Raw genomic sequence first — 13,687 nt, forward strand, 5'->3', positions numbered from 1 at the left:
TAATTAAAACTTATAGCTTGCACCTAGCAAGAATACACGTCCGTAATCCTGATAATCTCTGATCTGTAGTGCGTTGTCACCTGATAGTGATGTAAATGGCTCTTCAGTTAAGTTTTGAACTTGTAGGCTTAACGTCAGTCCCTCTAGAGATTTAATACCGGCTTCGCCGAAGTCGTAACCGAGCTGAGCATCCCAGATAGTTTCGCCAAGAATATCAACTTGCTCTGTCTTGAATCCCGTGCCATATACTTCACCTTTAAAGTCAGAGCGCTTACGCATACTCGTTCTAAACTGGAAGCCATGATTTTCATAGAAGAACGTGAGATTTTGAACTTTTTCCGAAAGTCCTGGCAGCTCATATTCATTACCGTTGTGGTCTTCAACATCCTGATGAATTCTCGTGTGACTGGCAATAATACCAAACCCTTCGAGGCTGTCATGGATCAGCGAGAATGGGAAAGTCACGGCAGCTTCATAGCCCCATAAATTACCGCCACCACCATTCACTTTCAGCTTTCTCGTTGCTGTCGGGTTTGCTGGGACTTCACCAGTTTTAGGGTTGATTACACCACTCAGATCTTCTTCTGTCACAGAATCAAAGATCCATGTTTTCAGGTCTTTATAGAATACACCTGCTGAAAAGTAGCCTTCAGTGTGGTAGTAATTTTCGTACGTTAAATCAAACCCATCGGCTTCTTTTGGTTCTAACTTAGGGTTACCACCTGTAATTTCCCAGTTATTACCATTGTCATCTGGCGTGTCTTTATATGTTCTGACGACAGACGAGTTCATATCCGACATTTTAGGGCGTGAAATTGTTTTCGCATATCCAAAACGCAGCATCTGCTCGTCATCAATCGATAGTGATAAGTTCAAACTTGGTAACAAGTGACTATAATCATGGTTTTCAGAGCTGTCCTCTAAAACAACTTGGCCTGAGTCACTCACACCAGCTTTGGCGCCTTTTGTCGACACATCTGTTTTCACATAACGTAAGCCAAAGTTACCTTTTAAAGGCATATCCGCGACTTCAGCGTCTATATTGGCTTGTACGAATGCAGCCGTCACTTCCTCGGAAACAGACCAAGTTCTCGCAGCATGGCTCGTATCAGTTAGACTCTCAGCCAACAGTGAGAAATAACCATCTGCAACCATCGCTCTTGAATCATAGGCAATCATGTTACCCATGCCAATAAAGTCAAGATTGGCCGTACCCAAACGATACTGTTCTGGCACTTCTAGTAAACCTGTATTATCAGGGAAAGAAAAATCTTTCAGGGTCATGAAGTACCCTTCAGAAACTTTCGATTTTTCTCTTTCTTTGTATGAAACACCCGCTTCAACTGAGCTGATAAAATCACTTTCTAGTGCATGTTTAGCTGCAAGTTTCAGTGAATTGATTTCATCTTCAAGTACAGGCGCATTAATGAAGCCATCTTGTAGCGTATTTTTAAATGGATGATCATCCGAGTTTGTACCGTACTTGTCGTTTAGAGCGCTGCTCGCGCCCCAAGAAAGCGGGCCACCTATCTTAATTAAATTGAAGTCACTGTAGTCTAATTCATGGGTGAACTGAGCACCGGTATTGCCACTATTAAAAGTGTAACCGATATTATCCGCTGCGCCTCTTGAGTCACCTCGGCCTGTTCCAGAGTAGCTCTCTAGACTCCAAATTTTGTTTTCAACATTTGAGTGGCTGATATCAAGCTCAAGTGTCGTTGTATCGGACAATTCATAAGTCGCGTTCAAGCCAAATGCTTGCATCTCAGCTTCTTTCGACTCATAGTCGTTACGTACGACTACACGCTGACCTTCGGTTGTCGCACTTGTAATAAAGCCCGTTGCTTCATCTACAGAAACGCTTTGTGGATTGATTGTACCTTGACCCCAAGCAAACGGGATTTCTATCCCCCTAAGAATTTTATCTTCTTTAAAGTCAATGTATAAAGCATCAAACACCAGAGAGAGCTTGTCGTTTGGCGCAGCTTCAAATACAAACATCGCAGAGTCACGCTCTAAGGTTGTAGAGCGTACAAATGGCTTAGCGCCACCCAGTACTGAGTATTGCTTTCCATTTTCCTCAAATTCAGGGTAGCCCCATGAATTCCAACGCTTTTCTTGATTTGGTGAAGAACTTGTTGTCAGTGCAAACGCGATACCAAACTTGTCGTCGGCAAACTGGTCAATATACGAAAAGGTGCCACGTAAACCTGCATCATCTGCATCAGGGTTTAACTTGCCTAAGTCAGACTTCTCATACAAAGCGTTAACTTGCACAACGCGCTCACCCATACTTAGTGGACGCACGGTCTGCATATCTATAACACCTGCAATCCCTTCAGCTTCTAAGCTCGCACTCGGCGTCTTATAGACTGTCACGCCACTCATGATTTCAGAAGGGTATAGGTCAAACTCAACACCGCGGTTGTCATTGATAGAGACTTGCTCACGGCCATTTAAAGTCGTCGCGCCTTCATTTTCACTAAATCCACGAACGGTAACCTTATTAGAGCGACCGTCTAGTCGCTGAGATGTTATACCTGGTAGGCGCGCAATAGACTCTGCGATTGATGAATCAGGTAATTTCCCGATATCTTCTGCTGAGATAGACTCAACAACTTCAGAAGAGAAACGTTTTGTGTTGATTGATTTTACAACACTTGCTCGGAAGCCTCGAACTTCAACGACTTCTACTTTTTTCTGTTCACTTTTTACAGATTCTTCGTTTTCTGCAGCAATTGCGTAATTGCCCACACCCGCTGTAACGAGTGCCAAGGTCAACATGCTTGGTTTGAACGTAGACATAATGTTTTATCCCAATTAGCTTTTTGTACGTCGCTTTGTTGTTACTTAATTACAGCAGCGGATATAAATACCATTTTCTGCAAAAATAAGTTCATGTGACGTTAATTTTGTTGTCACCGGCAATAGTAGCGCTGTGACTTAGCTGCTCACAACTTTATGCATACGTATTCAAAAATGACTCACAGCGAATTTCAAGTGACAATCCGTCTGAAAAAAGATTATAAAACCATGTTTTAATTAAAGTTATTTAAGATTGTTCAGCTTGTTACAAAAGCCTCTAGATATTTATAATTACTTTACATTCATGTAACCATGGCGCCGTTCTTGAGTTAATTATGACAAGATCATTACAACAAGAGTATGCTAAAAATACAGATTGAAAATTGGTATTACCAATAATTCTCCATTTAACCATTACTAGTTCTACACTTCTTATATGACAACTATAAATTGGTAAAGTCTTAGATGTAAACCTCTACCTACCACTGAATTGAAGAAAAAGTGAAGTAATTTTGATGCATACGTATGCAGTTTTTTTACTCATATGCAAGCATGCCGTATGCTTTTCGACAATATTAAAGACCCGATTCACGTCAGGCTCAGAAAAGTAAAATACATACCTGAGAAAGTGAAATCACTGCACAAGCTGGAGAATAGTGCATGGCTCAAAATGAATGGTGGAAAGGTGCGGTAATCTATCAAATTTACCCACGTAGTTTTCAAGATACCACAGGTGATGGCATTGGTGATCTAAACGGCATCATCAAACGCTTAGACTACATCAAATCTTTGGGTGTAGATGCTGTATGGATCTCACCTTTTTTTAAATCACCTATGAAAGACTTTGGATACGATATCAGTGATTACAGAGATATCGACGCAATGTTTGGCAATATTGGGGATTTTGACAAGCTTATAGAGCAAGCACACCAGCGAAATATTAAGATCATCATTGACCAGGTATTAAGTCATACCTCTAATGAACACCCCTGGTTTGTAGAAAGCCGCGCTGATAAACATAATGACAAAGCGGATTGGTACGTATGGGCAGATGCTAAGCCGGATGGCAGTCCTCCAAATAATTGGCTCTCCATTTTTGGTGGTGTTGCTTGGCAATGGGAGCCAAGAAGGTGCCAATACTATCTGCATAATTTCTTAACAGAACAGCCTGATTTAAACTTCCATAACCCAGATGTTCGTCAAGCAGTGCTTGATAACGTTAAGTTTTGGTTAGATAAGGGAGTCGATGGATTCCGCTTGGATGCAATTAACTTTTGTTTCCACGATAAGCAATTAAGAGACAATCCTGCAAAACCGAAGGCATTGCGTCAAGGGCGTGGATTTAGCGAAGATAACCCTTACGCTTTCCAGTACCACCATTTCAACAACACACAGCCAGAAAATTTAGATTTCATGGCTGAAATTAGATCATTATTGGATCAATACCCAGGCACAGTCAGCTTAGGTGAAATTTCATCGGAAGACTCATTGCAAACTATGGCAGAGTATACATCGGGTGGTGATAAGCTGCACATGGGGTATAGCTTTGAGCTGCTCACCAATGACTACAGCGCACAATATATTAGAGAAACCGTATCTAGACTAGAAGCAGTTATGACTGAAGGCTGGCCCTGTTGGGCCTTTAGTAATCACGATGTTCAACGTGTTGCAAGTCGCTGGTCACAAGACGGAAAAAGTGTCAATCCACAGCAAGTAAAAATGCTCACAGCCCTTCTAGGCTCACTTCGCGGTAGCGTGTGTATGTATCAAGGTGAAGAGCTTGGACTAAGTGAAGCCGATGTTGCTTTTGAAGATCTGCAAGATCCATACGGCATCACGTTTTGGCCAAATTTTAAGGGGCGAGATGGCTGTCGTACGCCAATGCCTTGGCATCATGACGCCCCGCATGCAGGGTTTACGACTGGGTCGCCTTGGTTACCCGTGTGCGATGAACACGCGCAAAACACAGTGAGCAGCCAAGAGGTAGAACCCCACTCTACGCTTTCGCAATACAAAGCATTTTTAGCTTGGCGCGCAACACGGCCAGAGCTGCTGACTGGTGATATCGAATTTATTGATACCAAAGAACCTGTATTGGCTTTTTACCGCACACTTGATGACAAAAAATTACTTTGTTTATTTAATTTATCTGAACAAACTGCTGTGTGTGAGGTCCAAGAAGATAATTACACCCCAATTAAGGAACTTGCTCATCATACCGGTGAGCAAGCAGCAGGAAAGGTAACCCTGCCCGGTTACGGCTGCTTTTTCGCATCTATCTAACACAGATGACCCAAGCCTCCTTTTAGGAGGCTTTCTTATTAATGGGCGTAAATAAAATTAAAGTACACGTTTAAGATCATTGATATTCAAAGCTTTATAGTAATGCCAACCTTGATGTACTGATACGCCACGTTCGAGTAAGTAGTGGGCCTGTTGGGCTGTTTCTACGCCCTCTGCAATTAACTTTTTATCAAGCTTTTCCGCCATTTCAATGACCGCATTTAAAACGGGAGATTGCAGATTATCTAGACCAATCGACGCGACAAAGCTTTGGTCAATTTTAAGCAAGTCGATTGGAAAACTCTGTAGATACTGTAAGCCGCTGTAGCCCGTTCCAAAGTCGTCAATGGCAATTTCGATACCCATATCTACTAACTCTTTGAGGATCAACTTAATCTTGGCCTCTGAAAGTACGTCGCGTTCAGTCAACTCAATGGTCAAGTTGTTAAAAACCGCCTTGGCTTCACAGAGTTTTTTGATATAACTGGGGCACATCAATAAAAAGCCGTTAACGTTAAAAGACACTTTAAAATGACTATTTTCAACTAGAATTGGCTTTAAGTTTCGTAGAGCCAAATCTATCTGATACAACGACAGCTCAAGTATTGTGCCATCTCGTTCAGCCTCTGGAACAAAGTAAGCCGGTCCAAGTTCTCCTTCTAATGGGTGCATCCAGCGAATCAATACTTCGACGCCCTCGACTTGTTGATTTTGGGCGTTCACTAAAGGCTGATAAACATTGAATAACTCTGCACGGTTAATTGCATCTAATAAAAGCGTTCGGCTGCTTAATAAACGTTTATCATAGTAGTTCAGTAGTACGACTAACCCAGCCCAAGATGCCATGTACAACAGACATAATACCAACAGCCATAAAGGGTTAGGCATGCCTAAATACCGAGCCGGTTTACTCACCACCACGGCTAACCGAGGCACGCTATTAAATGGTTTAATATATAAATACTTATGCGACTGATCATCAAACAGCCCTTCCATCTCTATGCTGCGCCTGAGCGGAAAGATTTTCCTGTTTAATGGCAAACTGTAGCGCCCTTGCAAAAACACAGGTACCCCAGTGTCAGTATCCACCACGGCGACAAAGTCTAGCGCTTTGTACTTTCTCAGATGAAGGGTGTCGTTAATCCAATCGGTAGGTAACAGTGCGTTGACTTCATAGCCATCATGGCGAGTTCTAGATAAGACAAACGCAGGCACCTGCAAAAACTCAGAAATAATTGGGCCATGGTAGCGTAAGCCGCGTTTTTTAATTGGCTCAGATAAATACATGGGCTTGGCGAGGACACCAAATGAATTACAAACAAGATCGCCACGCGGTGTGACAATGCCTATTTCGCTCACCGCCGGAGTCTTAAAAACAAACTGTCGTATATGGCGTATGGTGTCGTCACTACATTGAGTATCAAAGCTACCCGATTGACGAAGAAACTCATCTACAATGTCTAGTTGTGACTCTAAATCAAAAAGTACGCGCTCAGCCATGCTTCTCACGGCAGCTTTTTCCGACTCTTTGTGTTGGATAAAAATAAATGTGAATAAAAGCCCAAAGATGAATGAGCAAATCAACCAAGAAACAAAAAAATTTTTGATGCTGTTTGTCCAAGAATGTTTTCTCTGACGCAAGCTAACTTCCTAGAATCAATTTTATGTAAAAAGTCTAAAATCAAACAATTACAGATTTATGACAAAGGGTCTATCCTTGCAGATAGACCCTTTCGTGACAACTGTAAAAGCTACCTAAGTAGCTTTACACCAATCTGGTATTAAAGGTTCTTACTAGTGCCTACTTCAACACGTGTTTTTAACTTTTGACCAGGTCTAAAAGTAACTACACGCCTTGCAGAAATAGGTATATCTTCCCCAGTCTTAGGGTTTCGACCTGGGCGTTCCTTTTTATCACGTAGGTCAAAATTGCCAAAACCGGAAAGCTTTACCTGCTCTCCATTTTCAAGCGCTGAGCGGATTTCTTCAAAAAACGCTTCAACTAAGTCTTTGGCATCCTTTTTATTTATCCCCAATTTTTCAAATAGGTGTTCAGCTATGTCGGCTTTAGTAAGCGCCATATCTAGTCCCTCAACGATGCATTAAATTGTTTGGCCAATTCGGCCACGACTCTGTCTACAACCTCATTGATATCTTTCTCTTCGAGCGTTTTATCAACTGCTTGTAGGGTTAGGGCGATGGCTAAACTCTTATAATCGGGTTCAATGCCTTTGCCCTTGTACACATCGAATAAGTTTAGGTCAACTAATTGATTTCCGCCAACTTTCTCAATGCTTTCTAAAATATCGCCTATTTTTACATCATCTGCAACTAAAATAGCAATATCTCTGCGATTTGATGGGAATTTTGAGATACTTACGGCTTCAGGCAACTTTCTTTGCGCCATTGCAGCCACTTCTACCTCAAATACAAACGCCGTATCGTTTAATTCTAACGATTTTTGTAATTGTGGGTGAATCGCACCAATAAAGCCAACTTTAACGCCATCAGCATAAATTGCTGCTGACTGACCTGGATGTAACCCATCACACGCTTCTGCTTTAAAACTAAATCTAGCAGGGTCATTGCAAACTGCAAGCAATGCTTCAACATCGCCTTTAATATCAAAGAAATCTGCCTTTCTACTTGCAATTCCCCAATGCTCATTGTGCGTGTTTCCGTAAACGATACCACCAAGCACGGCACTTTGACGGATGCCGTTTTCAGCACTTTCATCTTTGATGAACTTTAAGCCATGCTCAAAGAAGCGAATACGAGATTGCTGACGGTTCTGGTTATACACTAACGCATTTACCAAACCAGGCATCAGGCTGACACGCATCGCTGACATTTCAACTGAAATTGGGTGTGGCAACACGAGCGCGTCACTTTCAGGGTGCAGGAGTGCTTGTTTTTTAGGGTCCACAAAGCTGTATGTAATCGCTTCCTGGTAGCCACGAGATACCAGCTCATTCCTGAAGCGAGACACAGGCAGTGCAGCTTCTTGATGATCAGTCATCTTAAGTGCTGCACTTGGCGCTACATTTGGAATGTTGTTGTAACCAAATACACGTGCAACTTCTTCAATCAGGTCTTCTTCAATGCTGATGTCAAAACGGTAGCTTGGTACCTGAGCTTGCCACTGTGCATTTTCAAACGTCACTGCTAAACCTAGGCGCGTAAGAATATCGGTCACCTTTTCGTCTTCGATGTGGTAACCGATCACACGGTCCAAACGCGCACGACGTAAAGTCACTGATTTAGCCGTGGGCAAATCAGCTTCTGATACAGCCTCTACCACTGGACCGGCTTCACCACCTACGATGTCAAGCAATAGTGCCGTTGCGCGCTCCATTGCATCGCGCTGAAGCTGGTGATCTACACCACGCTCATAACGGTGAGACGCATCAGTATGTAAACCATAGCTACGTGCTTGGCCTGCAATCGCTAATGGATTGAAGAAAGCACTTTCAAGTAGGATATCTTGGGTGCCTTCTTTAACACCTGACGCTTCACCACCAAAAATACCCGCCATTGCCAGCGCTTTATCATGGTCCGCAATCAATAATGTTGAAGTCTTAAGCTTCGCAGTATTGCCATCTAATAATACTAACTCTTCATCTTGCTGTGCTTTACGTACTTTAATTCCGCCAGAGATCGCTGAAAGATCAAAAGCATGCATTGGGTGGCCAAGCTCAAGCAATACATAATTCGTGACGTCGACAACCGGGTCGATAGAACGAATGCCTGAGCGACGTAACTTTTCAACCATCCAAAGTGGTGACTCAGCGTCTAAGTTGATGCCTTTGATAACACGACCTAAGTAGCGAGGGCATGCATCACTATCAACAAGTTCAATCTCAACTTTGTCATCAATAGTTGGCTCAACCGCACTGATTTCGATCTCTGTAACATCTAAACCGTTTAATACACCGACTTCACGCGCAAGGCCTTTGATGCCTAAACAGTCACTGCGGTTTGCAGTTAAATCGACATCGATTGTTACGTCATCAAGCGCGAAGTACTCACGAATATTTTGACCAATCTCCGCATCTGCTGGCAATTCTAAAATGCCATCAGAGCTTTCAGCCATGCCTAGCTCTTCAAATGCACATAGCATACCGTGTGATGGTTGACCACGTAGCTTGGCTTTTTTGATTTTTAAGCCATTTGGCAGTACCGCACCCACTTTTGCTACCGCGACTTTTAAACCTGCGCGACAGTTTGACGCACCACACACGATGTCTAATAATTCTTCTTCGCCAACATTTACTTTCGTTACACGTAATTTGTCAGCATCAGGGTGTTGACCGCATTCAACAACTTCGCCGATCACAACGCCGTCAAAATCACCCGCAACTGGGTCCACGCCGTCTACTTCCAAACCCGCCATAGAAAGCTGTTCAGATAGAGCATCCGTATCGATCGCAGGATTAACCCATTCTCTTAGCCACTTTTCACTAAATTTCATTTTTGGTTCGCTCTTATCTGAATTGGTTTAGGAATTTTAAATCGTTTTCGAAGAATGCACGCAGGTCATTTACGCCATAACGCAGCATAGTTAGACGTTCTACCCCCATACCAAAGGCAAAACCAGTGTATTTTTCAGGATCAATACCAACTGAACGCAATACATTTGGATGCACCATACCGCAACCAAGTACTTCTAACCACTTACCGTTCTTACCTTTAACATCAACTTCAGCTGAAGGCTCAGTAAACGGGAAATATGAAGGGCGGAAACGAATTTCCATATCTTCTTCAAAGAAATTGCGAAGGAAGTCATGCAAAATGCCCTTAAGCTCAGTAAAGCTCACATTCTCATCAACCATAAGGCCTTCAACCTGATGGAACATTGGCGTATGTGTTTGGTCGTAGTCATTACGGTAAACACGGCCAGGAGAGATGATACGTAATGGCGGTTGCTCAGCTTCCATAGTACGGATCTGAACGCCACTTGTTTGCGTACGCAATACAAGTTTCGGATTAAAATAGAACGTATCGTGATCAGCACGTGCAGGGTGGTGCTCAGGAATATTCAACGCATCAAAGTTGTGGAAATCATCTTCAACTTCAGGTCCAGACTTCACGGCAAAGCCAAGCTCACCAAAAAATGTTTCGATTCGCTCGATTGTGCGTGTTACTGGGTGTAGGCCACCCGTTGGTGCCGTGCGCCCTGGTAAAGTAACATCGATCGTCTCGGCTGCTAATTTTTGCTCTAGTGCGGCGTTAGCAAGCGCTTCACGTTTTTCGTTAATCGCAGTTTGTACTTGGTTTTTCGCTTGGTTAATTACTTGACCCGCTTCTTTACGCTCTTCAGGCGCTAGTTTGCCTAGGGTTTTTAGTAGTCCAGTAATTTCACCTTTTTTACCAAGGTAGTTAACTCTGACTTCCTCAAGTTGCGCAATCTCACTGGCACTTGAAACAGCTTCAAGCGCTTGCGCTAAAATATTCTCTAAGTTCATTCTATACCTGATCTGGTTGAGGTAATTTGCCTTTTCTGAATCAGTTATGATAACTGAAAGATGGGGCTAGATTCTAGCCCAAATTCACAGCTTTAGGGTGGCTTTTATAAAAGGAATGGTCAGTTTTCGCTGTGCGGCCATAGATGCGTGGTCTAACTTGTCCAAAACATCCAGTAAAGCACGCATATCTCGGCTCAGTCGAGTCAGTAAAAATCGCGCACATTCATCACTTAATTCTAATCCTCGCATATTCGCGCGTTTGACCAAAGCTTCTGCTTTATCATCGTCACTCATTGAACGGATCTGAAACGTGGTGCCCCATGCTAACCTAGACTCAAGATCAGGCAGTGCGATGTTTAACATGCTTGGTAACAGATCCGCCGTCATAACAAGGCATTTACCCGCTTCATTAAAGCGGTTAAAGAAGTTAAACAGCGCCTTTTCCATCGCGTCATTACCTGCGACTAAATGCACATCATCAATACAGACAACGTCAAGGCCATCTAACCCTTCTAGGACGTCAGGACCAAATTTAATGACTTCTCGCAGTGAAATCAAAATGGTCGAGAGCCCAAGCTCTTGTGCATGTATGCACGTAGCATAGAGCAAGTGTGACTTACCAGAATCAGCAAGCCCGCATAAATACGTAAATTGAAAATCTTGTTGAATTTCGTTCAACGCTTTTTTTAAGTGCGTCACCTCTAAAGACTTCTCTCCCCCGAAATAGGAAGTAAAAGTTTCATCGTCAGGCAAGGTAACGGGTAATGCCAACTGCATTGGATCTAACATCACTGCTGCCCCACCCAGCTATACCTTAAATTTGAAGAGCTCGCCACTTGGTGAAACGCGCGCGGATCAACATAGACTTCAAACGACTGCTCCAATTTTAAGGATTTCTGCAAATCCGAGACCGAAGACATATGCTCTACTTCAAATTGCACCTGTGTTTTGCTGCGGTAAACCACATCCACACTATTTACGGTGCTGATAGTTAGGAGTTGTCTTTTGGCGCGCTCTATTTTATCAAATGTACGAAGGCCATCTACGGTTATAACGGTACTGTTAGTTGCATATGACTTATTTGGGTCAATAACATATTCACTGGCCAGCGCCGATGACACCTCATTCACCATCGCGATCAAGAGCTGCTGCTTGTCACCCACCAGTTGAACAGACTCAAACATCTCAGCGTCTGTATAACGCCAATCGAGTTGCCAACTACTTGTATTCGGTTGTTTAAACAAACGTCCAGTGATTACTCTCTCTGCATTATATCTCGCAGATGCGGCCTCGACAGGTTCCGAAAAATTGCCCCAGACTTCTGCTATTCCGACCTGAGCTCTATCTGTCAGATCCATCAAAGGAACAACAACGGGGACGCCCCACTCTGCCGCAGTATCGTAAATAAGGCGCTCCAACTGCGGATAGCTTTCTTGAGTGACAAAGTCGCGTCTGAGGTTGTCTTCTATGACCAACCAAATGGCTATCAAGGGTCGACGATTTCCCCACAGGCCAAACCCACTGTCTCTGACCAGTTTTTCCACTTTTTCTGCTTCAAAGCGCACTTTAATCTTTAACTCGCCTTCTATATGCTCAATATATTCATACTTGAGCATATAGTCTGAAATACGTCTTTTACTTTTTTGAATGAGGGGGTGGTTGCCATTCCCAGTCTTACCAGTCAGCTTTTTGATCACCTGATCTAGCGCATCTTGACTGGCCTTTGCCCTGGTCGCTCGAGTTTTATCATCAACAACCAAAGTCGCTTCATAGAGATCAGTCACCTCTATGGCATAAGCTGAACTGCACATCCAAAGAAAACAGAGTAAAAAAAGTTTCTGTGCCATTACCAACCATTTAAACAAATATAAAGTTTGATCCTAATGCAATCATACACGCTGGTAAAGCAATGCCTAAACATTTACTTAGCAAAATAAATTTGGTTCTTTCCTTTTCCTTTCGCTTCATAGAGTGCTAAGTCCGCATCGTGTATGACGCCTTCAGCATTAAACGGCTTATTTATAACTGACGCTATACCGATACTGCAGCCACATTTCACCTCAATACCTGAACCGAGTTTAATCGGTGAAGAGATAGATTGAAGAATACGTTCAGCCAATAACTCTAGAGAAGCCGTGTCCACTTTTTCTGTGATCATCACCACAAATTCATCGCCACCAAGTCGACAAATAAAGTCGTAGCTTCTCAGTACCTGGTTTAGACGATGACTCACTGTTTGCAGCACGAGATCGCCGCTTTGGTGACCGTGGTTATCATTTATGGGCTTAAAGTCATCTAGATCCAAGTACAAAATATAGACCAAGACATCGCTTCTTTGTGAGCGCGCTGACAGTCTTTCTAATTCTCTGAATAAGAATTTACGATTTGCAAGCCCTGTTAAGCTGTCGTGCAAAGAGTCATGCTCTAGCTGTTGCTGTAAAGCTTCTCTTTTTTCAATTTCTTGTTCTAAGTTCTTTAAACTTTTTTCTAATTCTGAGGTTCGCTCAGAGACCTTTGCTTCTAATTCCGATTGATAATTCTGTAATACGCGGTTGGCTTCTAATAAGGCTTGCTGATTGTTGAAAGCATCTAATGCCGAAGATATCACATGGCTGATGGTATATAGCACATCAACAATCATACCCGAATATTCATCTTCTTTGCGGTAGGATTGAATTATAAACGCCCCCAAATGCTGGCGACGATTTACCAGTGGAAAGCAAAGCCACTGCATTGGGATCGATCCTAAAATATTCACCTCATTACTTTGCATGAGAGCTTCAATATCGGTTTGTTTAAAGTTACAAACATCATTTGCTTTTAAAGCGTATGCTGTAAGGGAGTGAGAAATATCATCCAAAGATAAGTTTTCCAGATCTTCCGCCTGCATATCATCTTTTACATCATGAAAATACGGAAAAGAAAGGTTGCCATTTTCTTTGTAGAGCACAACGAAAAAATTGTCTGCGTAGGTTACTTTTTGCAAAATGCAGTGAATATCTAACAGAAATCGTTGAATTGAATCTGACGTGTTTAAGCATGCCACAATATCGGTCATGCTATCTATCACATAGCCGCTGTCTACTGCATCTACAGCTATCTCTTTCATCTCGTGTCCCTCATTAATCTGAATT

General features: G+C 42.7%; 9 protein-coding genes. 1 reads left to right on the forward strand and 8 read right to left on the reverse strand.

Going from position 1 to position 13,687, the window contains the following annotated elements; genetic code table 11:
- Positions 1 to 3 precede the first annotated feature (3 nt).
- Positions 4 to 2,805, reverse strand: coding sequence for a TonB-dependent receptor (locus L1286_RS06650; protein ID WP_235406126.1), 2,802 nt, complete (start codon positions 2,803 to 2,805; stop codon positions 4 to 6).
- Between the two features lie 660 nt (positions 2,806 to 3,465).
- Between L1286_RS06650 and L1286_RS06655 the strand changes: the two genes are divergently transcribed.
- Positions 3,466 to 5,088 (forward strand): alpha-glucosidase family protein, encoded by a 1,623-nt coding sequence (locus L1286_RS06655; protein WP_235406127.1) that lies wholly within the window; start codon positions 3,466 to 3,468, stop codon positions 5,086 to 5,088.
- 57 nt (positions 5,089 to 5,145) lie between these two features.
- Here L1286_RS06655 and L1286_RS06660 read toward each other — a convergent pair whose 3' ends face one another.
- The 7 genes from L1286_RS06660 to L1286_RS06690 form a co-directional block, all read right to left on the reverse strand.
- On the reverse strand, positions 5,146 to 6,588 hold the full coding sequence (locus L1286_RS06660) for an EAL domain-containing protein (RefSeq protein WP_235406128.1): 1,443 nt from the start codon (positions 6,586 to 6,588) through the stop codon (positions 5,146 to 5,148).
- Positions 6,589 to 6,869: 281 nt separating this feature from the next.
- Positions 6,870 to 7,169, reverse strand: a complete 300-nt coding sequence (ihfA, locus tag L1286_RS06665) for an integration host factor subunit alpha (RefSeq protein WP_010377997.1) — start codon at positions 7,167 to 7,169, stop codon at positions 6,870 to 6,872.
- A 2-nt stretch (positions 7,170 to 7,171) separates the two neighbouring features.
- Complete coding sequence (pheT, locus tag L1286_RS06670) at positions 7,172 to 9,559, reverse strand: phenylalanine--tRNA ligase subunit beta (RefSeq protein WP_235406129.1); 2,388 nt, start codon at positions 9,557 to 9,559, stop codon at positions 7,172 to 7,174.
- A 13-nt stretch (positions 9,560 to 9,572) separates the two neighbouring features.
- Positions 9,573 to 10,553 (reverse strand): phenylalanine--tRNA ligase subunit alpha, encoded by a 981-nt coding sequence (gene pheS, locus L1286_RS06675; RefSeq protein WP_235406130.1) that lies wholly within the window; start codon positions 10,551 to 10,553, stop codon positions 9,573 to 9,575.
- A gap of 84 nt (positions 10,554 to 10,637) precedes the next feature.
- Positions 10,638 to 11,342 (reverse strand): DnaA regulatory inactivator Hda, encoded by a 705-nt coding sequence (gene hda, locus L1286_RS06680; protein ID WP_235406131.1) that lies wholly within the window; start codon positions 11,340 to 11,342, stop codon positions 10,638 to 10,640.
- A complete protein-coding gene (locus L1286_RS06685; RefSeq protein WP_235406132.1) occupies positions 11,342 to 12,400 on the reverse strand; it encodes a DUF2066 domain-containing protein in 1,059 nt (352 codons plus the stop codon). Before L1286_RS06685 ends, hda begins: the two co-directional genes overlap by 1 nt.
- A 74-nt stretch (positions 12,401 to 12,474) precedes the next feature.
- Positions 12,475 to 13,662 carry a sensor domain-containing diguanylate cyclase gene (locus tag L1286_RS06690; RefSeq protein WP_235406133.1) on the reverse strand — a complete coding sequence of 396 codons (1,188 nt, stop codon included), beginning with the start codon at positions 13,660 to 13,662 and terminating at the stop codon, positions 12,475 to 12,477.
- Positions 13,663 to 13,687 lie beyond the last annotated feature (25 nt).

This window comes from Pseudoalteromonas sp. SMS1 (genome assembly GCF_021530565.1).
Lineage (GTDB): Bacteria > Pseudomonadota > Gammaproteobacteria > Enterobacterales > Alteromonadaceae > Pseudoalteromonas.

Excerpts from the sequence above, each read along its gene's own strand:
- L1286_RS06685 (WP_235406132.1), bottom strand. The coding sequence starts at position 12,400 with ATGGCACAGAAACTTTTTTTACTCTGTTTTCTTTGGATGTGCAGTTCA.
- pheT (WP_235406129.1), bottom strand. The coding sequence starts at position 9,559 with ATGAAATTTAGTGAAAAGTGGCTAAGAGAATGGGTTAATCCTGCGATC.
- L1286_RS06655 (WP_235406127.1), top strand. The coding sequence starts at position 3,466 with ATGGCTCAAAATGAATGGTGGAAAGGTGCGGTAATCTATCAAATTTAC.
- hda (WP_235406131.1), bottom strand. The coding sequence starts at position 11,342 with ATGTTAGATCCAATGCAGTTGGCATTACCCGTTACCTTGCCTGACGAT.
- L1286_RS06690 (WP_235406133.1), bottom strand. The coding sequence starts at position 13,662 with ATGAAAGAGATAGCTGTAGATGCAGTAGACAGCGGCTATGTGATAGAT.
- ihfA (WP_010377997.1), bottom strand. The coding sequence starts at position 7,169 with ATGGCGCTTACTAAAGCCGACATAGCTGAACACCTATTTGAAAAATTG.
- L1286_RS06660 (WP_235406128.1), bottom strand. The coding sequence starts at position 6,588 with ATGGCTGAGCGCGTACTTTTTGATTTAGAGTCACAACTAGACATTGTA.
- L1286_RS06650 (WP_235406126.1), bottom strand. The coding sequence starts at position 2,805 with ATGTCTACGTTCAAACCAAGCATGTTGACCTTGGCACTCGTTACAGCG.
- pheS (WP_235406130.1), bottom strand. The coding sequence starts at position 10,553 with ATGAACTTAGAGAATATTTTAGCGCAAGCGCTTGAAGCTGTTTCAAGT.